The organism is Laedolimicola sp. (assembly GCF_051972735.1).
GTDB lineage: Bacteria > Bacillota > Clostridia > Lachnospirales > Lachnospiraceae > Laedolimicola > Laedolimicola intestinihominis.
Map to the genome: position 1 here is coordinate 1 of NZ_JBOKYU010000011.1, position 24479 is coordinate 24479.

Consider the following 24479-nt stretch of genomic DNA (forward strand, 5'->3'; position numbering starts at 1 on the left):
CGGTTTTCGCGTTCCTGAACCGGATCGGCTACGATATCTGTGAAAGCACCGCGCCGGAGGAGAGCTTTGCCAATATCAACCGCCCGGAGGATTATCATCGGAGGATTGTGCAAAAAGTTAGTGATAAGTAACCGATATATTTTAGAAAACAGGACGATTGCACAAAAATGACAAAAAAATAACGGAGATAATTGTTGATTTTATACAAAAATGGCTGTATACTGTTAGTGTATTATCAGAACGGTTACAGCTGTTTTGTAGTTGGGTGAAACTAATGTAAGGAGGGTAAATATAGTATGCTTGATCAGTCCTATTACGCAAAAGCGGATGAGATCATGGATCAGTACGGCAGAAAGCCGGCTTCACTGATTCCGATTATGCAGGAGATTCAGGGAGCTTACCGTTATCTGCCCGGAGAGCTGCTGAGTTATGTGGCAGACAAGATCGGGGTGACGGAGGCCAAGGCTTTCAGCGTGGCGACGTTCTATGAGAACTTTTCCTTCGACGCAAAGGGAAAGTATGTTATCAAGGTATGTGACGGAACAGCCTGTCATGTGCGGAAATCCATGCCGGTACTGGAGGCCCTGTATGAGAAGCTGGGCTTAAGCAAGACCAAGAAGACCACGGACGATATGATGTTCACCGTAGAGACCGTGTCCTGCCTGGGTGCCTGCGGACTTGCTCCCACCATGATGGTAAATGAAGAAGTGTATCCCTGTATGACGCCGGAAAAGGCGGCAGCAGTGATTGACCAGTTAAGAGGAGGTGCCGGAATTGATCCAGAATAAAGAACAGTTACAGCAGCTTCACGAGGAAGCGGTGAAAGAGCTTAATTCCTACGACTGCCGGATTCTTGTCTGTTCCGGTACAGGCTGTATCGCCACCGGTTCCAATAAAATTTATGAGAAATTCCTGGAGATTACCAAGGATGCGCCGGGCGTGACCCTGGAGTTCGCTCCCCACGATGAGAAGGAACATCTGGGCGTGAAGAAGACCGGCTGTCAGGGCGTCTGCGAGCTGGGTCCCCTGGTCCGGATCCAGAAGGGGCAGGATGTGGTTCAGTATGTGAAGGTACAGCTGGATGACTGTGCCGAGATTTTTGAAAAGAGCGTTCTGGGCAATGAAGTGGTGGAACGTCTGCTGTACCAGAAGGGCGGCAAGGTCTGCAAAGGGCCGGACGACATTCCGTTCATCGCGAAGCAGACCCGTATCGTACTGAAGAACTGCGGTAAGTTCGATGCGGAATCCTTAAGAGAATACATAGCCAGCGGCGGTTTTGCGGCACTTCAGAAGGCCATGTTCGAGATGACGCCGGATCAGGTCATTGAGGAAGTGGATCAGTCCGGACTGCGTGGCCGTGGTGGCGGCGGCTTCCCGGCAGGTAAGAAGTGGATTCAGGTGGCCCGTCAGGCCGACCCGGTTCACTATGTGGTATGTAACGGCGACGAGGGCGACCCGGGAGCATTCATGGACGGATCCGTTATGGAGGGTGATCCCTACCGTCTGATCGAGGGTATGATGCTGGCAGCTTACGCGGTGCGTGCTGAGAACGGTTACATCTACGTGCGTGCCGAGTATCCGAACTCCGTAGCGAGACTGAAGCATGCCATTGCCGTACTGGAGGAAAATGGACTCTTAGGCGAGAATATTCTCGGCACCGGCTTCAATTTCCATATGCACATTAATAAGGGAGCGGGCGCTTTTGTATGCGGCGAGGGTTCAGCCCTGACAGCTTCCATCGAGGGAAGCCGCGGCATGCCCCGTGTAAAACCGCCCCGTACCGTAGAACAGGGCCTGTGGGCGAAGCCTACCGTTCTGAATAACGTAGAGACCTATGCGAACGTTCCGGAGATCGTGCTGAAGGGCCATGAGTGGTATCGCAGCATCGGTACAGAAGGAAGCCCGGGAACCAAGACCTTCTCCCTGACCGGCAGCATCGAGAATACCGGTCTTATCGAGGTGCCGATGGGAACAACCCTTCGTGAGATTATCTTTGATATCGGCGGCGGGCTGAAATCCGGCGCAGCCTTCAAGGCAGTTCAGATCGGCGGGCCTTCCGGCGGCTGTCTGACCGAGAAGCATCTGGATGTGCCTCTGGATTTCGATTCGGTGAAGAAATACGGCGCTATCGTGGGATCCGGCGGACTGGTTGTTATGGATGAGAATGCCTGTATGGTAGAGGTTGCCCGGTTCTTTATGGGCTTCACCCAGAGAGAGTCCTGCGGAAAATGCGGTCCCTGCCGTATCGGAACCAAGCGTATGCTGGAGCTGCTGGAAAAGATTGTAGATGGTAAGGGCGAGATGGAAGATCTGGAGAAGCTGGAAGACCTGGGACACTTCGTAAAAGACCGGTCTCTGTGCGGTCTGGGAAAGAGTGCGCCGCTTCCGGTCTTAAGTACCATTCAGAACTTCCGGGACGAGTATATCGAGCACATCGTAGACAAGAAGTGCGCGGCCCACGTATGTAAATCCATGCGTGTATACGAGATTGATCCTGACAAGTGTAAGGGTTGTACCAAGTGTGCCCGCAACTGTCCGGTGAACGCCATTACCGGCGAGCGGAAAGCGCCTCATGTCATTGATAATTCCAAGTGTATCAAGTGCGGAACCTGTCTGGAGAACTGTGCCTTTGATGCGGTCATTTTGAAATAGTATTACTGTGAACGTAGTGAACAGTAATAAAAGGAGGATGGATATGATTCATTTGACGATAGATGGAATCCCTGTAGAAGTGGAAAAGGGTACCACGATTCTGCAGGCCGCCAAGCAGATAGGCGTAAAGATTCCGACCCTTTGTTATCTGGAAAATGTACTGCCCGACGGTTCCTGCCGACTCTGCGTCGTGGAAGTAACCAACAATGGCAGAACAAAGTTTGATACCGCCTGTACCTTACGCTGCTCCGAGGGCGATGAAGTACAGACCATGTCTGAGAAGGTTGTAAAATACAGAAAAGAGACCCTGGATCTCTTACTGTCCGATCATCGGGTACACTGCTTTTCCTGCGAAGCCAACGGCGACTGCAAGCTGCAGGATTACTGCTTCGAGTACGGCGTAGAGAAGACCAGCTTCCCGGGCGAGATGAACAACGCACCCATTGATGACACGAATAAGTTCTTTACCTACGATCCGAGCCTGTGTATCTTATGCCACAGATGTGTAAATACCTGTAAGGAGATCGTGGGACGCGGAGCCATCGACACTATGAACCGTGGTTTCCAGTCCGTTATCGGCGCTCACTATAAGAATACCTGGAATGAGGGCATCTGCGAGTCCTGCGGTAACTGCGTACAGGCATGTCCGACAGGCGCTCTGACCATGAAGCGGAGAAAGAAATACCGTCCGTATCAGATCGACAAGAAGGTTCTGACAACCTGTCCCCACTGCGCGACCGGCTGCCAGTATTACGTACTGGTGAAGGACGGCAAGGTCGTAGATACCGAGGCTTATGACGGACCGTCCAATAAGGGACTGCTCTGTGTCAAGGGACGCAGCGGCTCCTTCGACTTCGCCCAGTCGCCTGAGCGTATCAAGTACCCGTTGATCAAGAACCATGAGACCGGCGAGTTCGAGCGCGCCACCTGGGATGAGGCTCTGGACCTGGTAGCTTCCAAGTTCATGGAGATCAAGAAGCAGTACGGCCCGGATTCCCTGGCTGGTTTTGCCTGCTCCAGATCCCCCAACGAGGACATTTATATGGTACAGAAGATGGTTCGTACCTGCTTCGGTACCAACAATACCGATAACTGTGCCCGCGTCTGCCACTCAGCGTCCGTAGCAGGTCTGTATATGACCCTGGGATCCGGCGCCATGACAAACCCCATCGAGGATATCACCAAGAATGCGGACGTCATCATGCTGGTAGGCTCCAACCCGGAGGAAGCCCATCCGGTAGTCGGCATGCAGATCCGTCAGGCAGTGAAGAGAGGCTGTAAGCTTATCGTCGTAGATCCCAGAGATATCGGACTGGCGAAGAAAGCAGACATCCATCTGAAGTTAAAGCCGGGTACCAACGTAGCCTTTGCGAACGGCATCATGCATGTGATCATTGAGGAAGGCCTGCAGGATGACAAATTTATCGCAGAGCGTACCGAGGGCTATGAGAAGATTAAAGAGATCGTAAAGGAATATACACCGGAGAAGGTGGCAGAAATCTGTCACATCGATCCGGATGATTTGAGAAAAGCAGCCATCATGTACGCGAAGGCTGACCGCGCGCCGATTATCTATTGTCTGGGCGTTACCGAGCATTCCACCGGTACCGAGGGCGTTATGTCCATGTCCAACATGGCTATGTTAGTCGGCAAGCTGGGTCGTCCGGGCTGCGGCGTGAACCCGCTCCGTGGACAGAACAACGTACAGGGAGCCTGTGACATGGGTGCTTCCCCCACAGATTTTCCGGGCTACCAGAAGGTTGCCGCGACCGGCGTGGTAGAGAAGTTTGAGAAGGCCTGGGGCGTTCCGCTGAACCACAATGTGGGAACCCACGCAACCGACGTATTCCCCAAGGCGATCACCAAGGAGATCCGCGGCCTGTATATTTACGGCGAGGATCCTGTGGTGACCGACCCGGATACCTCCCATATCATCAAAGCCCTGAAGAGTCTGGATTTCTTCGTATTGCAGGAGCTCTTTATGACAGAGACCGCCCAGTATGCAGACGTCATTCTGCCGGGCGTCAGCTACCTGGAGAAGGAAGGAACCTTCACCAATACGGAGCGCCGTGTACAGAGAGTCCGTAAGGCCATCACAGTACCGGGCGAGATGCGTCTGGATACAGATATTATCATCGACCTGATGAACCGTATGGGTTATCCGCAGCCTCACCTGACCTCCGCAGAGATTATGGACGAAATCGCTTCCGTGACACCCAGCTTCGGCGGCATCAGCCATGCCCGCCTGGACAGCGAAGAGGTGGGCGGCAAAGGCTTACAGTGGCCCTGCCCGACCAAGGATCACCCGGGCACCCCGATTATGCATGTGGGCAAGTTTTCGAGAGGCCTTGGCTGGTTCTACCCGGCTGAATATGTGCCTTCCGCAGAACTTCCGGATGAGGAATATCCGATTATCCTGATGACCGGACGTATCCTGTATCATTACACCACCCGTGCCATGACCGGCAAGACTCCGGAGCTCATGGAGATTGAAGGACATTCCTTCATCGAAATGAATATCGTGGACGCGGAAAAACTGGGTATCAGGAACGGCGACAAGGTGCGCGTATCCTCCAGACGAGGCAGCATCGAATCCACCGCCCGTGTGGGAACCAAGACCTCTCCGGGCGAGAGCTGGATGCCCTTCCACTTCCCGGATGGCAACGCAAACTGGCTGACCAACGCGGCTCTCGATAAGTACGCGAGAATCCCCGAGTACAAGGTCTGCGCGATTAAGATTGAGAAAGCATAAAGTGTTATAGAAATGCATCAGAGACGGGCCGGTCGGCGGAAGCTGCCCGGCCCGTTTTTGGTCAGGAAAATTGCGGAAGAAATAGATTTCCTGCTTTCAAATACGCCGCATTTATGCTATAGTTATATACAGCGCCGCAGTGCGCGATAATTTGCGCAGGCAGAGGAGAGAAAAAGTTATGCCGATTAAAGTACAGAGTGATTTGCCGGTTAGGGCAATTTTGGAGCAGGAAAATATTTTCGTTATGGATGAGACGCGGGCGCTCAATCAGAATATCCGTCCGCTGAAGATAGGCATCCTGAATCTGATGCCGCTTAAAGAGGACACAGAGCTTCAGATCCTGCGTTCTCTGTCCAATACACCGCTGCAGCTGGATATTACCTTTATCACAGTCAGCAGCCATGAATCCAAGAATACAGCCCAGAGCCACATTAACAAGTTCTATGAGCCATTCTGCGAGGTGAAAAAGCGCCGTTTCGACGGCTTGATTATCACCGGCGCGCCGGTGGAGCAAATGGAATTTGAAGAAGTAGATTACTGGAATGAGCTGGTCGAGATTATGGACTGGGCCGACGCCCATGTTACATCCACCTTCTTTATCTGCTGGGGAGCACAGGCAGCCATGTATCATTTCTATGGCCTGAAGAAGCGTCTGTTGCCCCGGAAGCTGTTCGGACTCTACCGCCACAAGGTGGAGAACCGTAAAGAGCCGTTGATCAGAGGCTTTGACGATGAGTTTTACGCGCCCCATTCCCGTCATACCACCGTGGACGCGGAAGAAATCCGTGCCTGCAGTGATCTGACTATTCTGGCCGAATCTGATGAGGCCGGCGTTTTCATCGCCATGGCGGAGGAAGGCCGCAAGATTTTTGTATTCGGTCATCCCGAGTACGACCGTCTGACCCTGGAGAAGGAATATGTCAGAGATAAGAATAAAGGTCTGGACATCCAGGTGCCGAAGAACTATTTCCCTGACGACAATAGCGACAACCGTCCTTTGCTCATGTGGAGAGCCCATGCGAATACACTGTATACAAACTGGATCAATTATTATGTATATCAGAATACGCCTTACGTGTGGGATGATGAGGAGTAGAAGGCACGGAAAATAAAATAAGAGACTATGAAAAGCGACAGCCGCGCAATCATCACTGCCAGATGATTGCGCGGCTGCCCTTTTATTTACTGGAAATCAGTTATAGGAAAATCATTTACTGTATCGGCTCAAAGTCTACAGCTCCGTGCTTGCACAGCGGGCAGATGAAATCCTCGGGGAGCTCGTCGCCCTCGTAGATGTAGCCGCAAATCTTGCAGACAAAGCCTTTCTTGCCTTCGGTCTGGGGCTTCGGCTTGACGTTCTGCTGATAGTAGTTGTAGGACATGGTCTCCCGGTCGCTGATGACGCGGGCTTCGGTCACGCTGCAGATGAACATGCCGTGGGTGCCCAGGTCCACATACTGCTCCACCTTCAGAGACATAAATGCGTTGATATACTGATCCAGAAATACGAGTCCATTTCCGGAACGGTTGATTTTCACGCCTGCAAATTTGTCCACGGTTCTTCCGGACTGGAAGCCAAACTGCTGGAAGATGGAGAATGGTGCGTCCACGGACAGACAGTTGACATTCAGAACGCCGGTCTGCTGAATCACATGGTGTGAATAGTTGGCTTTGTTGATATTGACAGCCACGCGGAAGGGATTGTCCGTCAGCTGGGTCACGGTATTGACGATGAGACCGTTATCCTTCTTGCCGTCGTTGGAGGTGACCACATAGAGGCCGTAGCCGATGCGGAAGAGGGCGGACATATCGTTCTTATTGGCCAGGGAGTTATCCTTGGCAATGTATTCCTTGCAGAGCTCGTCGGTCATGGCCTCGATCTGCTTGCGGTTTTCAGACTTGACCGCGGACCAGATATGGACGGAGTTCTTGAGCCAGTTGATTTTCTTGCATTTGCCCAGCATTTCCTTCATGATTTTGGCAGCCAGCGGCGCCCAGGTACCATTTTCGATGAGGCCTACGGTACGGTTCTGGAAATTGTGCTCCACCAGGCGGGTAATATAATCGTGCATGAACGGATAGATGCTGGCGTTATAGGTGGTGGTGGCCAGGATCAGCTTGGAGTAGCGGAATGCGTCGCTGAGGGCCCGGGACATGTCGTCTCTGGCCAGGTCATAGACGACCACCTTCGGACAGCCTTTGCTTCGCAGCTCATCAGCCAGGGCGGAGACAGCCGCTTTGGTATGTCCGTATACGGAGGTGTAAGCGATGACGATACCGTCTTCCTCCGGCGTGTAGGAGGACCAGGTATCATAGAGGCCGATGTAATGTCCCAGATTTTCATTCAGAACCGGGCCATGTAAGGGGCAGATGATTTCGATATCCAGGGTGGCTGCCACCTTCAGAAGGTTCTGCACCTGTACGCCGTATTTGCCGACGATGCCGATGAAGTATCTTCTTGCCTCATCGTCCCAGGGCTCGGTTACGTCCAGAGCGCCGAATTTGCCGAAGCCGTCGGCGGAGAAGAGTACCTTTTCCGTGCTGTCATAGGTTACCATAACCTCCGGCCAGTGCACCATGGGCGCGAACACGAAGGTCAGCTGATGATAGCCGAGGGACAGGGTGCCGCCGTTGCCCATCTCGATTTTCTGGCCCTCCAGGTCAAGGTCGAAAAAGTTGTCGATCATGTTGAAGGCCTTCGCGGTAGCGACTACAGTGGTATCGGGATATACCTTCAGAAAATTGGCGATATTGGCTGCGTGGTCCGGCTCCATGTGCTGGACGATCAGATAATCCGGCTTCCGGTTTTCCAGCACCTGCTGGATATTGTCGAGCCACTGATGGGTGAAATTGGCGTCCACGGTGTCCATCACCGCGATTTTCTCGTCCAGGATTACATAAGAATTATAGGACATGCCGTTTGGCACCTTGTACTGGCCTTCGAAAAGATCCACCTGGTGGTCGTTTACGCCTACATATTTGATGGTATCGGTCACTTTCATAGTTCGTTCCTCCTGTTTTCCGGTAGATGTGTTTCTGTTCTTTGCTTGTTAAAATAATAACAGAAACTGGAAAATAAATCTGTTGCAAAAGTCACATAAAGTGAATTTGGTAAGAAAAAATATGATATAATGTGTGGAAAGAAATATATCTGTAGGAGTGATGAACGACCAAGGCAATCCTGAAGGCTACGAGACACTCCCAGATGTCATACAAAGTGAAACAAATGTATCCAAAGGGCATAGATAGAAGGAGAGGACAGTATGTCACAAGTTACATTATTTACAGATATTTTACCCGAAGAGCAGGAAAGAATGCGCGTCTGTTTCCAGGCCAGGGAGGTAAGCTTCCATAACCACGAAATCATATTTGCATATTCCAACACCATGAATAAAATTGGCTTGATTCTTTCCGGCCGGGCCGTCCTGTATTACTGCGATGAAGAGGGAAATCAGTATATGATTGACGAACTGAAAAAGGACGCGGTGTTCGGCGAAGCCTTTCTGCTTCCTGCAGATTCCCGGAATTATTACGTGCAGGCTGAGGAAGAGACGCGGGTCATGTTCATCGACTACGCCCATGTGATCAAGCGCTGCGAGAACGCCTGCTGGCACCACAGCCAGCTGGTCAGCAACCTGCTCCAGATGATTGCCCTGCAGTCCCGACAGCAGGTGCAGCGGATCTACGTCCTCTCCAGAACCACTACCAGGAAGAAGCTTCTGGCCTATCTGGAAAGCCTTTCTGAGGAGCTGCACAGCCGGAAGATCCGGATTCCCATGTCCTATACGGAGCTGGCCCAGTATCTCAGCGTGGATCGAAGCGCCATGACGAGAGAAATGAAGAGCCTGGAGAATGAGGGAATACTGGAAAAAGATGGGAGGACGGTCTGTCTGAAATGGTAAAAAGAATGGGAACCATACCCAAAATGTAAAATTTGTGTTATAATATAGCATTAAATGACGTCTGGAGGGGGAAGGTAGAAAGTGTCCTTAAAAGTAAGGGAAATATTGGAGCTGGCTGAGACGAAGGGATGCTCACTGGCAGCCGGAAAGGGCGGGCTTGACCGTGTAGTCCGTTTTGTTGACTGTATGGAAATACCGGATATGAAAGCGTGGATGCGGCCGAATGTCTTCTATATTACAACCGGATATACCTATAGCAATTCAGAGGAAGAAATTATCCAGTTAATCCAAGATTTGTACGACGCCAAGGCGGCAGCCCTGGCGACAAAATATAAATACATCGGCTGTTCCCTGGATGCGGCTATAAAGGTGGCGGATGAATTGCAGTTTCCGCTGATTCTGTGGCCGGAGGATCTTCCTTTTATAGAGATGAATTATCTTGTAATGGAGGCGCTTATCAAGTCGCAGAATAATCTGATGGATTCCATGCAGTCCCAGATTAAACGATATAATCAGCGGGAAATGGATCAGCGGTTATTTGTGGATCTTCTGACCGGCAATATCGCCCACGACGAGGAAGAAAATTACAGGATCAAGGAACAGAGGTGGCCCGTGCCGCCTTATCAGATTATTTATATCGAGGTTGACCGGATCAAACAGAAGCTGCATGAGCTTCGGGAGGAGGAAGCCCAGGAGCGGATTGAAAAGATAGAAAATCTGATAAGGGAGGCCTTTACCGGGGAGCAGGTGGTTGTCCTGTCCAACAACGGCACCTTTCAATGTATCCTGAAGCGGACCAGGGACAAGGAGATCGGGGCGGATTATTTTGAAGCCATACAGAGTGAGATCTGTGAAAAAACAGGATACAGGGCGACCATAGGCGTGTCGAGGGCGGAGGATACTTATAAAAGATTCGGACAGGCCTATCAGGACGCAAGGGACGCGGTGGAAATCGCTGTATGTCAGAACCTGGAGTCCAGGGTGCTCTGTATCGAAGACGCCGGTTTCTGGAAAATTTTGAAAAAAATCAGCAAGCAGGATATGTGCCGGGAATTTGTGGAAGAAAAGCTGAACGCGTTTATTGAATACGATCAGGAGAATGAGAGAGAGCTTCTGGAGACGCTGGAGGCTCTGGTCAACAATCTGGGAGCCAGGAATGTGACGGCAAACGCGCTGCATTTACATCGGAATACGCTGATGTACCGGATTAAGAAGATTGAAAATCAGACAGGCTATGACTTGTCTGATCCCAACAGCATCCTGGAGCTTGCGTTTGCGCTCCGGATTATGAAATTTATGAAATAAAGGGCAGATGAAAAAACTCCGTCGAAATGTATAGATTATCATTTGCAAGTGAGAACCGTTGTGCATGGTGCATAAAAAACAGGGGTTTTATGGTGCGCAGGGAGCGTCGACATGAAAAGGAGGCAGTGCTATACTAAAAATAGCGAGAGCTGAATGATCTTTTGGAAACCTGGATCCCATGGTACTGGAGGTTTCGGAAGATTATTTTACTGAAACGGAGGAAAAAGATGTGAAACAGAGAACGGGTACTGTAAATTGTATGATTGTAACGCTTATCCTTTGCATTATTGCGGAGCTGATTGGACCGTTGCAATTCAAGGTGATGGGAGTCGATGTAAAGATCCTGACCATGATTTGGGTTATCATTATGGGAATTTTATTATCCCCCTCACTTCTGGGAAAAGTAATCCCGCCGCTTAAGAAAGTTATCGGCCACGCTGAGATCAGCCGTGCACCCTACTTACTGTCCCTGACCTTATACCCCCTGGGCATCATGTTCGGTATCAGTGCAGGACCGAAGGTCGGAATCGTGCTTCAGGCAGGTCCGGCTCTGCTGCTGCAGGAGTTGGGTAACCTGGCAACTATGCTGATTGCGCTGCCCTTAGGTTTGCTGATTGGACTGGGAAGAAGTGCGGTTGGAGGAACCTTCTCCCTGTGTCGTGATACCGCGCTGGGAATTATCGGAGATAAGTACGGTCTGGAGTCCAGAGAAGGTATGGGAACGCTGGGAACCTACATCAGCGGAAGTGTATTCGGAACCTTATTCTACTCTTTCCTGGCACCCGTCGGCCTGCTTCTGGGATTCCACCCCTTCGCACTGGCTATGGCGTCCGGAATGGGAAGTGCGTCCATGATGAACGCAGCTACCGCTGCCCTTACCAGTGCTGCCCCGGCTATGTACTCTGAGCAGATTCTCGCATATTCAGCAACCAGTGGACTTCTGACTGCTGTAACAGGTGTGTATGTTGAGATGTTCGTGGCATTACCGCTGGCTAACTGGTATTATAAGCGCATAAATCCGGGTATCGAGCGCTTTAGACAGAGAGTATTTAAGAAAGCACCGGAGGGAGAGGTATAAAATGGAAGCTGCAAAGGAAAAATCACTGCTTGAAACTATTTTAGAGCAGATTAAAATTATTGTCGTTATTTATGGAATCGTCATTGTGGTTCATATGGTTTCTATGGGAACCCCGCTTCCGGGTCTGCTGAAGTCAACCGTAGTAAGCTTTATCATGGTTGCAATCGCAATCGTTCTGAAGAACGTGGTAAAGAAACCGAATCTTCCGGGATTTGCGTGGGCTACCCTGGTGGCATTTGTTTTAACACTGCCGATCTCCCCGCTTTCCGATACGATTGTTGAGTTGATGAGCGCATACAGCTTCGGTCTGGTGGGAATCCCGCTGCTGAGCTTCGCGGGAATCGCGGTAGGAGAGCAGCTGGAGGTATTCAAGAAGCTGAGCTGGAAGATTGTAATTATTTCTTTCGTAGTTATGGCGTCTACCTATTTTGGTTCCGCAGCAATTTCCAATATTATTCTGGCTGCAAAGGGACTGATTTAATATAACATTTTGTGAAATTTTGAACAGTAACAGGAAATCCTGCGAGGATTTCCTGTTATAATAAAATTCAAATGAAATGGAGAGAAGCATATGGAGACATTAGAAACATTAAAACAGGAAATCAGTACACTTGCAGATGCAAGACAGGAAGAGTTTGAGAAGGTATGTAGCTATATTTTTGAGAATCCGGAGCTGGCGTTCAAGGAATACAAGGCTCAGGAAGCACTCTGTAAGCTTCTGGAAAGCAATGGATTTGAAGTAAAACGTGGAATTTCTGAACTGCCCACCTCTTTTGAGGCAGTATATGATACCGGAAAACCGGGCAAGACCGTAGCTCTGATGGGAGAGTATGACTGTCTTCCGGAAATCGGACATGGCTGTGGCCATAACATCATCGGAACCTCTGCGGCAGGAGCCGGCATCGTATTAAAAGAGGTTATGGAAAAGCACGGAATTGGCGGCGTGTTAAAGGTATTAGGCACACCGGCTGAGGAAAAGGGAAGCGGAAAAGCTATCATGGTTCGTCACGGCGTATTTAAGGGAATCGACACAGCGCTTCTGATGCATCCGACCGAGGCGTCCATGCCGGATGATATTTCCTTCGCATGCGTTACCCTGGAGTTCACCTTCAAGGGAAGTCCTGCACATGCAGCAGCATTCCCGTGGAAGGGAGCAAATGCTCTGAGCGGCGTACAGCTGATGTTCCACGCAGTTGATATGATGAGACTGCATTTCAAGGATTTCAGCCGTGTACATGGAATCATCACCGAGGGTGGTACCGCGCACAATACCATAACTGCAGAGGCAAAGGCTGTATTTAACATCCGTGCTCTGGAGTATGAGTATATGATGGAGCTGGTTGACATCATTAAGGACTGCGCAAGGGGTGCTGCAATCGCTACCAGAACAGAGGTTGAAGTACAGCAGTTAGATGAGGTTGTCAAGGATATCCGCAACGATAAGAGAATGGTTGACTATGTACGTAAGAACATGGAGTTCATCGGCGAGGATTACATCGAGCGTGATCTGACCCAGGGTATCGGTTCTACAGACGTAGGAAACGTATCTCATGAGATTCCGACCATTCAGTTCTATGTAAGACTGAAAGAGAATGTGGGAACGCATACCAAGGAATTTGCTGAGGCAGCAGGCGGAGAAGAAGGAAAGCGTACCTTACATCAGGCTGTAAAGCTGTTGGCGATGAGTGCGTTAGACGTATTTAACGAGTATAACGAATAATCCAATCCAATAAAAAAGCAGCGCGTCCTGTGAAATGGGTGCGCTGCTTTTTTGAAATCTTAAAACCGATGGCTCAGGAAAAAATATCCTGCCGCCTGCAAAACCAGGATAGCCGGCATTCCGATTACAAAATACCAGTGCTTCGTTTTATGACGGAAGAACTGCATACCGGCAATGGCGCCGACGCGGCCACCCAAAAGAGCAGAGAGAAACAGGGTTTTTTCAGGAATCCGCCATTTGTGACGGCGGGCCCGTGATTTGTCGACGCCCATCAGGGCGAAGGCGATGAGGTTGATAAGGAGCAGGTAAAGGATAACAGGTGTGGATAATTGCATAAGAGCCTCCTGAAAAGTACATTTTGATGAATTTAGAATACGGGATTTCCAGAGTTTCGTCAAGTCATGGACGGAAGACAACACAGCCTGAAGGAAGAGAAAGTAGATACAATTATAAAGAATCTGTAAAGAATCCTCCATTTCCGCTGGTTCCGGTTGACAAGAACAAAAGGGTTTCATATAATATTATCATTAAGCACTCGTGCGTATTTTAGAAGTGTATACAAAAAAGGAGAATTATATTTTATTATGGGTACATACCTTACCATTATGGTAGTCTGTCTGATACTGTCGAGCTTTTTTTCCGCTACGGAGACGGCCTTCTCGGCCATGAACACCACGAAGCTGAAGACGCTGGCAGAGAAGGGCAACAAGAACGCGGCGCTGGTCTGCAAGCTGGACGAGCAGTATAGCAGATTGATTTCCACAATTCTGATAGGCAATAACATCGTAAATATTGCCATGGCCTCTGTGGGAACCGTGCTGTTCACCCTGAAGTTCGGCGATATGGGCGCGACGCTTTCTACCATTGTGGTGACCATTGTAGTACTGATTTTCGGCGAGATATCCCCGAAGAGTATCGCCAATAACTGTCCGGAGCAGCTGGCCATGTTATCGGCACCTGTCGTGCAGTTCCTGATCTGGATTTTCCTGCCGCTGAACATCCTGTTTGTGGGCTGGCAGAAGCTGCTGACCAAGATCTTTCATCTGGAGCCCAGCGCCAAGATGTCCCAGGAGGAGCTGCTGACTCTGGTAAATGAGGTTCAGGAGGACGGCACCATTGACGAGGACGAGGGCGGTCTTCTCCGGAACGCCATCGAGTTCTCCGATCAGGAAGCCCGGGATATTCTGATTCACCGGACGGATCTGGCGGCTCTGCCGATCACGGCTACCAAGGAAGAGATCGCGGAAATGTTTACCGAGACGAAATTTTCCCGTCTGCTGATTTATCAGGATACCATCGACGATATTCTCGGAATCATTCACCGGAAGGATTTCTATGTGGGCTGCGGCATTACAGAGAAAGAAGTGAAGGATATCATTTCCCCGGCCATCTTTGTTCTGGAGAGCGAACCTATCCGGATGATTCTGAAGAAACAGCAGAAAGCCAAGACCCATGTGGCGGTCGTGGTGGACGAGTATGGCGGAACCTGTGGTATCGTGACCATGGAGGACATTCTGGAGGAGCTGGTAGGCGAGATCTGGGACGAGCATGAGGAAGCGGAAGTACTGCTGCGCCGGATAGCGCCGGACACTTATCTCATTGACGCATCTATGGATTTTGAGGAGTTTGCGGATTATTTTAAGCTGGACGAGGAGTCCGAGATGGTGTCGGTCAGCGGCTGGGTCATGGAGCAGTTTGGCCGGGTACCGGAGCAGGGCGACCAGCTCACCTATAAGGGCCTGGAAATCGAAGTAACGAAGGTCGGAAACCATCATGTGGATGAGATCCGGGTGAAACAGACAGTAGTGGAAGACGAAGAGACTTCCGAGGAGAAATAAAATAAGTACGGGGAAGGAAAATGTTCACAGCCACGCTGCGAACAAAGTGAGTAAATATGTCTAACTGCACAATATGTCCCCGCGACTGCCGCACCGATCGTGAAAACGGTCGGCGCGGTTTTTGCGGCGTGACCGGAAAAACCATCAAATGCGCCCGGGCGGCGCTGCATATGTGGGAGGAGCCCTGCATCTCCGGCGACGCCGGATCCGGCGCGGTCTTCTTCAGCGGCTGCCCTTTGCGCTGTGTCTACTGCCAGAACCGGGATATTGCCGGGGCTGAGCGGGGAATTGACGTCACCGAAGAGCGGCTGGCCGAGATTTTCCTGGAGCTTGCGGGCAAGGGCGCGGCCAATATCAATCTGGTGACGCCCACCCATTACACGCCGCAGATCATCCGCTCCGTGCAGCAGGCGCGGGAAAATGGCCTGAAGCTTCCAATTGTATATAATTGCAGCGGTTACGAAAAAGTCAGTACGCTGAAAATGCTGGACGGTATTGTGGATATTTATCTGACCGACTTCAAATACATGGACAGGGAAGCAGCGGCAATCTATTCCCATGCGCCCGATTACCCGGAGGTGGCGAAAGCGGCTCTTCAGGAAATGGTGCGCCAGATCGGAGAACCGGTATTCGACGAAGCTGGCATGATGAAAAAGGGAGTCATCGTTCGTCACCTTCTTTTGCCGAATCATTTGAAAAACGCGAAAGGGGTAGTACAATATGTCTACGAGGCCTATGGGGATACAGTGTACTTAAGCCTGATGAACCAGTATACTCCCTTGCCCGGTCTGGAGCGATGGCCGGAAATCAACCGCCGCGTGACGAAGCGGGAATACGGGCGGCTGCTCGATTACACCCTGTCCCTGGGCGTGGAAAATGCCTTCATCCAGGAGGGGGAAACTGCGAAGGAAAGCTTCATTCCAGCTTTCGATTGCGAGGGCGTCCTGCCGGAGAAGCCCGTATAAAATGTAACAAAAGAATCCGGCAGAATGTGATTTTTAACAAAAGAAATAAACGAAAAGTGACAAAGATTCACTAAAAAGTGTTAATTTGGGCACATAAATGTAACAAAAAGGGAGCGGTTTGCAAATTTTGCTGGCCGTTCCCCTTTTTATGTTTTGAATCGACGATTCGAGTTGGCTTATACGCTCAATCTTTTGTACAATTCGACGGAGGAATTGTTTTTTTTTTTTTTCTTTTATAGAATGTGTATATTGTTATTGATAAAGGATTTTCCGGCATTGGTAACAACGATAAAACCGAGAAGGGAGGGCGAAAAAAGAGTGAGTGGAATGAAAAAAGTGCTGATACTGGGAAGCGTCATACTGGCCATGTGCGGCGTGACATCCTGCGGTTCTGCAAAGCAGGAGACCGGCGAAGAAACGGCTGCCGAAACAGCAGTTTCTGAGACGGAAACAGGGGAAGATAGTGAGAACGGTACCGAAAGGGAAGAGATCGGGACAGAGGAAAGCACACAATCGGGACAGATTATCAGCATTTCTATGGCAGAAATGGAAGAGAAGCTGAACGCAGGGGAGACCTTTCTGGTATCCTTTGTGACAATCGAGTGCCCATACTGTCAGGAATTCCACAGCATGCTTGTGGACTACGTCGAAACCCATGCGGTAACCATGTATCAGGTTATCCTGGACTACGAAGAAACGTCTGAGGAAGAGAACAGAGCGCGGATTGCGGAGCTGTTCCCCGAATTTAATACGGTTCCCGGAGTGTTCTACGTGGTAAACGGCGAGGACGGAAGCTATCTGGACACCTATCATCTGGGCGTCGGCGAGACGGCTTTTGACGATTGGGTTCAGGAAAATGAAATCGAAGCAAAGTAAACAAAAAATTTATGAGGGAAATTATGATTAAGAAGAAAAAAATGAGCAGCAAGTTCTTATCTATCGTACTTGCAGCAGCAATGGTGGCAGGCATCGCGCCCCAGTTTCCCGCATCGACTGTAGAAGCAGCCTTTAACGGCCCGTTGTCTTCTGTAAAGTCAGCGAGAGCAAACGACAATGTGGTAGAAGTAAGCTTCAACAATGGTGATGTAAAGGGAAAAATCACGTTTCTCGAGGACGGGATCTTCCGTTACAATGTAGATCCGAGCGGAAAGTTCTCAGAATATGCGACCGTAAACAACGCAGCAGACACAGCGAAGATTCCACAGTATCCGGATTCTTCCGATAAGTACAGCCACCCGAAGGCGAAAGTATCCGATGAGAATGGAAATATTGTAATCGCAGCTGGTAAGACAAAGATTACATTTGATAAAGATACCGCAAAAATGACCGTAGCTTACAACGACAATGTTGTAATGCAGGAGAGCGCACCGCTTTCTCTCGGAACCAAGACCACACAGAGCCTGGTTAAGAACAGCGGCGAGAACTTCTACGGCGGCGGTACACAGAACGGCCGTTTCGTACATACAGGCGAGACCATCCATATCGCAAATGAGAGTAACTGGGTAGACGGCGGTGTCGCTTCTCCGAACCCGTTCTACTACTCCAGTAACGGTTACGGCGTACTGCGTAATACCTTTCTGGCTGGTTCCTACGACTTCGGAAATAACTCTGCAGATACCGTAGCAACCGCTCACAACGAGAATGAGTACGACGCATACATCTTCCTGTCCGACGGCGCAAACGCAGCTGAGAGAGTACAGGATCTTCTGGGCGAGTACTACCATGTAACCGGTGCTCCGGTTCTCCTTCCGGAGTACGCGTTCTATGAGGGACATTTAAACTGCTACAACCGTGACTCCTGGTCCGACAATAGCGGAAGCAAGAAATGGGAGATCAAGGGAAGCGCGTCCGCAACCACTGCAGACGAGGTGCCGATTGCATCTTCCTATTATGAGTCCGGTATGAGCACAGGCTATGTGCTGAAGGACGGTATGAGCTCCGAGACGCTGAACGGAACCAAGCCGACTACTGCGCTGGACAAGTATCCGTCCGTGAATACCGATTCCAAGTATTCCGCAAGAGCTGTCATCGATCAGTACGACAAATATGACATGCCCATCGGCTACTTCCTTCCCAACGACGGATATGGCTGCGGCTATGGTCAGAACGGCTACTATCAGACCGGCGGCGTGAACGCGGACGGCAGCAGCAGTGCAGAGCGTACTGCAGCAGTAGACGCCAATGTAAACAATCTGAAAGAGTTCACCAAGTATGCACAGAGCAAGGGTCTGCAGACAGGTCTTTGGACACAGAGCAATCTGAGCCCGGATTCCAACAGTAACACCTCCTGGCACCTGCTTCGTGATTTCGAGAAAGAGGTAAAAGTTGGCGGAATCACTACCCTGAAGACTGATGTTGCATGGGTAGGCTACGGCTACAACTTCGCTCTGAACGGTACCAAGACTGCTTACGATATCGTAACCACAGGCGTAAGCAAGCGTCCGAACATTATCACCCTGGACGGCTGGGCTTCCACACAGCGTTTCGGCGCTATCTGGACCGGCGACCAGTACGGCGGAAACTGGGAGTACATCCGCTTCCACGTACCGACCTACATCGGACAGTCCTTAAGCGGTAACCCGAATATCGGTAGTGATATGGACGGTATCTTCGGCGGAGACAAGATTGTATCCACCCGTGATACCCAGTGGAAGGTATTCACGCCGCTGATGCTGAACATGGACGGCTGGGGAAGCTACGCGAAGACTCCGCAGACCTTCGGCGATCCGTACACCGGTATCAACAGAATGTACCTGAAGCTGAAAGCTCAGCTGATGCCGTACATCTACACCAGCGCGGCAGCTGCGGCAAACCTGGATACAGGCAACGGCGACACCGGACTTCCGATGATCCGTGCTATGTTCCTGGAGTATCCGGGTGACGCTTACGCAAGCACCAAGGATATGCAGTATCAGTACATGTTCGGCTCCAACGTGCTGGTAGCACCGATTTACCAGAATACATCCAGCGACTCCCAGGGAAATGATGTGAGAAACGGCATCTACCTTCCGGACGCAGATCAGATCTGGATCGACTACTTCACCGGCGAGCAGTACTACGGCGGACAGACCCTGAACAACTTCGACGCTCCCATCTGGAAGCTTCCGATCTTTGTAAAGAATGGTTCCATCATCCCCATGTGGGAGGAGAACAACAGCCCGTCCAAGATCAACAAGGCAAACCGCAGCGTAGAGTTCTGGCCGGCAGGATCCACCGAGTACACCATGTATGAGGATGACGGAATCACCGCAGAGAACAAGACCACCGAGGTGGATGGTTACGGAACTGTAGCTGACGTATCCTATGGCGAACATGTATCTCAGAAGTTTACTTCCAAGGTAGAAGGCGACGTGGCAACCCTGACTGCTGAGAAGGCAAGCGGAAGCTATGCAGGGTATGATAAAAATAAGAACACTACCTTCGTAGTCAATGTTTCCAAAGAGCCGACTGCTATCACAGCACAGAACGGTTCCACAGAGCTGACTAAGGTAGCGATGAACAGCAAGGATGAGGTTCTGAACGCGGATGTGGCAGCAGGCACCTTCGCTTATTACTATGACGAGTCCCCGGCTATCGAGTACTACGGCGTAGAGGCAGAGGATGAGTTCGCGGCAATGATGAAGGATCAGACGTCTTCTCCGAAGCTGTATGTGAAGTTCGCCAACACCGATTCTCAGGCAAATGCACAGACCCTGGTTCTGGAAGGCTTTGAGAACAACGGCGACATGAGCAAGAATCAGCTGAACCCGGATCTGGCTGCTCCGGCTAACCTGACCGATGACGTGACCAGAAAGACCCCGACCAGCAACACCCTGACCTGGGATGCTGTAGATGACGCAACCAGCTACGAAATTCTGGTAGACGGCATCATCAACACTGCAGGCGACGCAACCGAGTTCGCGCACACCGATCTGAAGTACAACTCTACACATACTTATAAGGTACGCGCAAGAAATAAGGACGGCTACTCTGAATGGTCTGAGGAAGTAACCGCCACCACTTCTCTGGATCCCTGGAGAAACGTACCGACGCCGGAAAAAATCACCTGGACAGGCGGAGATGCCTGGGGCAAGCTGGCTAACCTGACCGACCATGATATCAGCGAGGCAGCAGGCATGTTCCACTCCACCGGCGACGTTGTAACAGACGCCATCCCGATGATCTTCGATTACGGTCAGGCCTACGCGCTGGATAAGCTGGAGTATTATGCAAGACATGATAACTACGGCAACGGCGCAGTACAGCAGATGAACGTAGAGACCAGTTTGGACGGCGTAAACTGGACCACCCAGTGGATCGGTTCTGAACACCCGGATTGGACCTATAATGCAGAGGCAAGCATTGCAGAGAACATGAAAGAGATCCCGCTGAGAGGCGCGGCTCGTTATGTAAAGATTGTTATCACAAAGTCCAAGGGCAACTTCTTCTCCGGCGACGAGCTGGCCATCTACAAGAAGGACGGAACCAACGGCTTTGCGGTAGGAAGTACCAATAACCTGGGAACCGTCGCAGACGGCGACTACACCAACATGAAGAACTACCTCGGCTTCTCCAAGAAGGACGGAGAGACCTTCGTGAAGCAGATTGAGGAGAGATTCGGCGATATTAACGGCAATGGCTACTACGATGTATGGGATTACGCATTCACCATGTTCAACCTGGATGGCGGTACTCAGAAGACTGGTAAGGTATCCGGCAACATCGTTCTGCTGCCCAGCGCAACAGACGTGAAGGAAGGCGAGACCTTTACCGTAGATGTATACGCAGATAATGTAAAGAACCTGAACGCATTTGGAGAGGTTCTGGATTACGATCCGGCTGTACTCCAGTATGTGGACACCACTGCAGACTTCGACATCTCCCAGATGGAGAACCTGACAGTAAACAAGGTATATGAGGACGGAACAGCTTATGTGAACCTGGCATTCGCCAACAGAGGAAACCAGGCAACCTACAGCGGAACCGGCGTCATTGCCACCATCACCATGAAGGCGAAGAAAGACTTTACGCTGGACGCAAAGGCAATGGATCTGAGTCAGGTAATGCTGATTGGACCGGAGTTCGATCTGATTAACTGCGAGAGCTCCTCCACACCGGAGCTTCCGGACATCGTAACAGGCGGCGAGAAGACCTACACCTACGGTGAGGACTTCGATATGACCATGACCAACAACATCCTGAAAGAGGATGATGGAAAGAACGTAGAGAAGTTCATCGAGAGCAACAGCTATGACGGACTGTTCAACGGTTCTCAGGGTCGTGAGTTCGAGCTGAAATGGTATCCGAACGACTGGACCACCACTGTAAAGGGTCTGCCGGAGTACGTAAAGGTTCCGGTTACCTTCCATATTGATGTGAAGCAGGATGCAGCAGACGAGGTTGTAGAAGATACAACAGAGGATGTGGCAGACGAAGCAGAAGATGTAGAAGTACAGACAGCAGAGGAAGAGGTAGCTGTTCAGGCTGACAACACCAGGAAGGTGACCTCCGTAACCCTGCAGAATGCCAATAAGGCAAACGGTTATGTAACAAGCGCATCCGCTGAGTTTACTTACAGCGATGGCGGCACAAGCAGCGACAGCAAGTCTCTGGACTGGGCGACCGCAGCAGATTACTCTGAGTTTACATTTAACGCAGAAGCAGACAAGACTGTAACCAAGGTAGATGTAACTGTAAATTCCGTAGCAAACGCAAAGGGCGCGTCTGTAGAGAACATGCTGACCCTGTCTACTCTGACAGTAGCGACAGCAGACGGCAGCTTAAGCTACGACAGCGACTTTACCATGACCATGACCAACGATGTTCTCACATCTGACGACGGAGACAATGTGAAGAAGATGATCCAGCAGGGCAGCTTCTCCGGTCTGTTCGGCGGTCAGGGACGTAACTTCGAGTTCCTGTGGGATATCGCAAACAACTATGTAGACAAAGACGTAAAATATGTAGAAATGCCGGTAACGCTTCATATGAATATGAAGAAGGCAGATACCGTAAGCACAGTTTCTGTATACAACGCACCGTCTTACGGTAACGGATACATGACAGACGCTACCGCAACCTTCACTTATGAAGATGGCACAACCGCCGATGTGAACCTGAAGGATCAGGGAACCAAGTTTGAGTTCACCAACCCGAAGGAAGACGCAAAGGTAACCAAGGTATCTGTAACTGCAAATAAAGCAAGCGGAACCAATATGCTGACCTTGAGCGAGCTTGAACTTAAGGCAAAGGTTAACATGGTACCGGTAACCAAGATTACCCCGGCTGAGGACAACGTAAAAGAACTGTACGCAGGAAGCATGGCAGATATCAACGCAACCATCGAGCCGGAGAACGCAACCAACCCGTACTTCGTAGCAACCTCCTCCGACGAGGATGTTGTAAGAATCATCACCCTGGCTGACGAGAACGGTCTGCCGATTTACAAGGCATACGCAGTAGGCGAGGGCAAGGCCACCATTACTCTGACTGCACGTGAGTCCATGCAGGATACCGCTACACAGGCAGAGGGCGAGGATCAGGCAGCGCCGATCACCGCATCCTACGAAATCACCGTACTGGCAGGCGCAGACAAGACCGAACTGGTTGAGCTGATTACCGAGTACAGCAAGACCAACCCGAAGTTCTACACCGAGGAGAGCTTCAAGGCACTGACTGACGCCATCGACGCAGCAAACGCTGTAAAGGATAACACAGAGGCCACCAAGGACGATGTGAAGAAGGCTATCGCGGCCATGAAGAAGGCGGCTGACGCGCTGGAAGAATCTGAGCTGACCGCAGAGGCTATCACCGACAAGAGCGGTATGACCGCAGACGCGCCGTACAGCGAGGAGAACGTACCGAGCGCACTGGTAGACGGCAATGAGACCAACTACTGGGAGTCCCCGTACTACGGAAACAACGTTGGACTGCCGAAGGAGATTACCCTGGCTCTGGGCGACGCATACGACCTGGAGAAGGTAGAAATCGTGAAAAATACCGGCAACGGTAAGGTAACCGATTATGAGGTACTGGTAAGCACCGATGGCGAGAACTTCACATCCGTAGGAAGAAAGACCATTGATGAGAATGAGATGAGATCCGGCATCCGTATGGAGCAGGCAAACATCACGCACGTAAAGGTTATCATCCACGGCGCAAAGACCGGCGGCAAGGACGTAAGTTACGCGCGTCTGTCCGAGATTAATTTCTATGGCAAGAAGGTTGCGGAGCCGGCTGACAAGGCAGCACTGACCGAGGCTGTAGACAAGTACAAGGATCTGAAGCAGGAGAACTACACCGACGAGACCTGGAAGACATTTGCAGAGGCTTTGAAGACAGCACAGAATGTACTGGCAGACGAGAACGCGACACAGGAGACTGTAGACGCAGCTGTAAAGACACTGAAAGACGCATACAAGGGTCTGGTGAAGAAAGAATTACCGAATCCGGATCAGCCGGTTGTGAAGGATGCACTGAAGGCAGCAGTTGACAAGAATGCAGACAAGAAGCAGGGCGACTACACAGCAGACAGCTGGGCGAAGTTCTCCGCAGCTCTTGCACATGCACAGGCTGTACTGAACGACCAGAACGCAACCGCAGATCAGGTAAGCGCAGCACTGAAGGGTCTGGAAGAGGCAGCCGCAGCACTGACCACAGGTCAGTCCCCGGCAGCAAAGGATGAACTGCAGGCTGTATATAACGGCAATAAGGACAGAGAGAAGAAGGACTACACAGCAGACAGCTGGAAGGCATTCTCTACTGCTCTGAGCAATGCTGAGAAGATTCTGAAGAACCCGAACGCTACTTCTCAGGAAATCAGCGATGCGCTGAACGCTCTGAAGACTGCAGTAGCAGATCTGAAGACTGTGGCCGAGAAGAAGGATGAGGACAATAAGAAACAGAACTCCTCCGGAAGCTCCGGCAGCTCCAAGTCCAACACCACGAGCACCACTTCTGCACAGACCGGTGATACTGCACAGCCGCTGCTGTACGTGGTACTGATTGCAGCCGCAGCAGCTGTACTGGCGCTGATTCGCAGAAAAAGAATGAAATAAAAAGCAACAATCTAAAGTAACAAGTTAAGTTTTTCCACCTTATTCAGGAAGACCGGCTTTCGTGCCTCTGGCACGGAGGCCGGTCTTCCCTATTCCAGGTTGTTCCCATCAGGCCACAGTGTTGCCGTCTTTGTGAAATCACAGCTTGAAAATTTCTGGAAAATGTGGTATCTTATTAAACATATGTTACCATACGTAAGTATTAACGCGTCAATACTTTAAGAGTGTAAA

At 50.7% G+C, this 24479-nt stretch carries 15 protein-coding genes; 13 read left to right on the forward strand and 2 right to left on the reverse strand.

The features are described from left to right. Positions 1-296: 296 nt before the first annotated feature. The 4 genes from ACTRC3_RS04425 (at position 297) to metA (ending at position 6500) form a co-directional block, all read left to right on the forward strand. Complete coding sequence (locus ACTRC3_RS04425; protein ID WP_178039961.1) at positions 297-788, forward strand: NAD(P)H-dependent oxidoreductase subunit E; 492 nt, start codon at positions 297-299, stop codon at positions 786-788. Next, on the forward strand, positions 775-2652 hold the full coding sequence (locus tag ACTRC3_RS04430; RefSeq protein ID WP_440321846.1) for an NADH-ubiquinone oxidoreductase-F iron-sulfur binding region domain-containing protein: 1878 nt from the start codon (positions 775-777) through the stop codon (positions 2650-2652). Before ACTRC3_RS04425 ends, ACTRC3_RS04430 begins: the two co-directional genes overlap by 14 nt. 43 nt (positions 2653-2695) lie before the next feature. Beyond that, positions 2696-5404, forward strand: coding sequence for a formate dehydrogenase subunit alpha (fdhF, locus tag ACTRC3_RS04435; RefSeq protein ID WP_440321848.1), 2709 nt, complete (start codon positions 2696-2698; stop codon positions 5402-5404). Between the two features lie 178 nt (positions 5405-5582). After that, positions 5583-6500: a homoserine O-acetyltransferase MetA gene (gene metA, locus ACTRC3_RS04440; protein WP_440321849.1), complete on the forward strand. Its 918-nt coding sequence runs from the start codon at positions 5583-5585 to the stop codon at positions 6498-6500. 115 nt (positions 6501-6615) lie between these two features. Here metA and ACTRC3_RS04445 read toward each other — a convergent pair whose 3' ends face one another. Next, positions 6616-8406 (reverse strand): flavin reductase, encoded by a 1791-nt coding sequence (locus ACTRC3_RS04445; RefSeq protein WP_440321851.1) that lies wholly within the window; start codon positions 8404-8406, stop codon positions 6616-6618. 261 nt (positions 8407-8667) lie between these two features. Here ACTRC3_RS04445 and ACTRC3_RS04450 point away from each other — a divergent pair, with 261 nt between their 5' ends. The 5 genes from ACTRC3_RS04450 to ACTRC3_RS04470 all read left to right on the forward strand — a co-directional run bounded on the left by ACTRC3_RS04450 (position 8668) and on the right by ACTRC3_RS04470 (position 13409). Next, positions 8668-9306, forward strand: coding sequence for a Crp/Fnr family transcriptional regulator (locus ACTRC3_RS04450; protein ID WP_440321853.1), 639 nt, complete (start codon positions 8668-8670; stop codon positions 9304-9306). A gap of 81 nt (positions 9307-9387) precedes the next feature. Continuing rightward, entirely contained in the window at positions 9388-10611 is a 1224-nt protein-coding gene (locus ACTRC3_RS04455; RefSeq protein ID WP_440321854.1) for a PucR family transcriptional regulator, read from the forward strand. Positions 10612-10840: 229 nt separating this feature from the next. Beyond that, complete coding sequence (locus ACTRC3_RS04460) at positions 10841-11689, forward strand: DUF3100 domain-containing protein (protein ID WP_262670702.1); 849 nt, start codon at positions 10841-10843, stop codon at positions 11687-11689. Between the two features lies 1 nt (position 11690). Next, positions 11691-12170 carry a hypothetical protein gene (locus ACTRC3_RS04465; protein ID WP_178039087.1) on the forward strand — a complete coding sequence of 160 codons (480 nt, stop codon included), beginning with the start codon at positions 11691-11693 and terminating at the stop codon, positions 12168-12170. Positions 12171-12260: 90 nt separating this feature from the next. After that, positions 12261-13409 carry a M20 family metallopeptidase gene (locus ACTRC3_RS04470; RefSeq protein WP_158363220.1) on the forward strand — a complete coding sequence of 383 codons (1149 nt, stop codon included), beginning with the start codon at positions 12261-12263 and terminating at the stop codon, positions 13407-13409. 59 nt (positions 13410-13468) lie between these two features. On the opposite strand, the gene ACTRC3_RS04475 is transcribed toward ACTRC3_RS04470, so the two are convergent. Continuing rightward, positions 13469-13744, reverse strand: coding sequence for a DUF1294 domain-containing protein (locus ACTRC3_RS04475; RefSeq protein ID WP_440321856.1), 276 nt, complete (start codon positions 13742-13744; stop codon positions 13469-13471). Positions 13745-13993: 249 nt separating this feature from the next. Here ACTRC3_RS04475 and ACTRC3_RS04480 point away from each other — a divergent pair, with 249 nt between their 5' ends. The 4 genes from ACTRC3_RS04480 to ACTRC3_RS04495 all read left to right on the forward strand — a co-directional run bounded on the left by ACTRC3_RS04480 (position 13994) and on the right by ACTRC3_RS04495 (position 24248). Further along, on the forward strand, positions 13994-15247 hold the full coding sequence (locus ACTRC3_RS04480) for a hemolysin family protein (RefSeq protein WP_440321858.1): 1254 nt from the start codon (positions 13994-13996) through the stop codon (positions 15245-15247). Between the two features lie 56 nt (positions 15248-15303). Continuing rightward, complete coding sequence (locus tag ACTRC3_RS04485; protein WP_440321860.1) at positions 15304-16212, forward strand: radical SAM protein; 909 nt, start codon at positions 15304-15306, stop codon at positions 16210-16212. A 318-nt stretch (positions 16213-16530) separates the two neighbouring features. Continuing rightward, complete coding sequence (locus ACTRC3_RS04490) at positions 16531-17088, forward strand: hypothetical protein (protein ID WP_178038202.1); 558 nt, start codon at positions 16531-16533, stop codon at positions 17086-17088. Positions 17089-17111: 23 nt separating this feature from the next. After that, the gene (locus ACTRC3_RS04495; protein ID WP_440321862.1) at positions 17112-24248 is read left to right on the forward strand and encodes a TIM-barrel domain-containing protein; all 7137 of its coding nucleotides are present in this window, start codon (positions 17112-17114) and stop codon (positions 24246-24248) included. The last annotated feature ends 231 nt before the right edge of the window (positions 24249-24479 follow it).

Coding starts and splice junctions, on each gene's coding strand:
- ACTRC3_RS04425 (WP_178039961.1), top strand. CDS start 297: ATGCTTGATCAGTCCTATTACGCAAAAGCGGATGAGATCATGGATCAG.
- fdhF (WP_440321848.1), top strand. CDS start 2,696: ATGATTCATTTGACGATAGATGGAATCCCTGTAGAAGTGGAAAAGGGT.
- metA (WP_440321849.1), top strand. CDS start 5,583: ATGCCGATTAAAGTACAGAGTGATTTGCCGGTTAGGGCAATTTTGGAG.
- ACTRC3_RS04445 (WP_440321851.1), bottom strand. CDS start 8,406: ATGAAAGTGACCGATACCATCAAATATGTAGGCGTAAACGACCACCAG.
- ACTRC3_RS04450 (WP_440321853.1), top strand. CDS start 8,668: ATGTCACAAGTTACATTATTTACAGATATTTTACCCGAAGAGCAGGAA.
- ACTRC3_RS04465 (WP_178039087.1), top strand. CDS start 11,691: ATGGAAGCTGCAAAGGAAAAATCACTGCTTGAAACTATTTTAGAGCAG.
- ACTRC3_RS04470 (WP_158363220.1), top strand. CDS start 12,261: ATGGAGACATTAGAAACATTAAAACAGGAAATCAGTACACTTGCAGAT.
- ACTRC3_RS04475 (WP_440321856.1), bottom strand. CDS start 13,744: ATGCAATTATCCACACCTGTTATCCTTTACCTGCTCCTTATCAACCTC.
- ACTRC3_RS04480 (WP_440321858.1), top strand. CDS start 13,994: ATGGGTACATACCTTACCATTATGGTAGTCTGTCTGATACTGTCGAGC.
- ACTRC3_RS04485 (WP_440321860.1), top strand. CDS start 15,304: ATGTCTAACTGCACAATATGTCCCCGCGACTGCCGCACCGATCGTGAA.
- ACTRC3_RS04495 (WP_440321862.1), top strand. CDS start 17,112: ATGATTAAGAAGAAAAAAATGAGCAGCAAGTTCTTATCTATCGTACTT.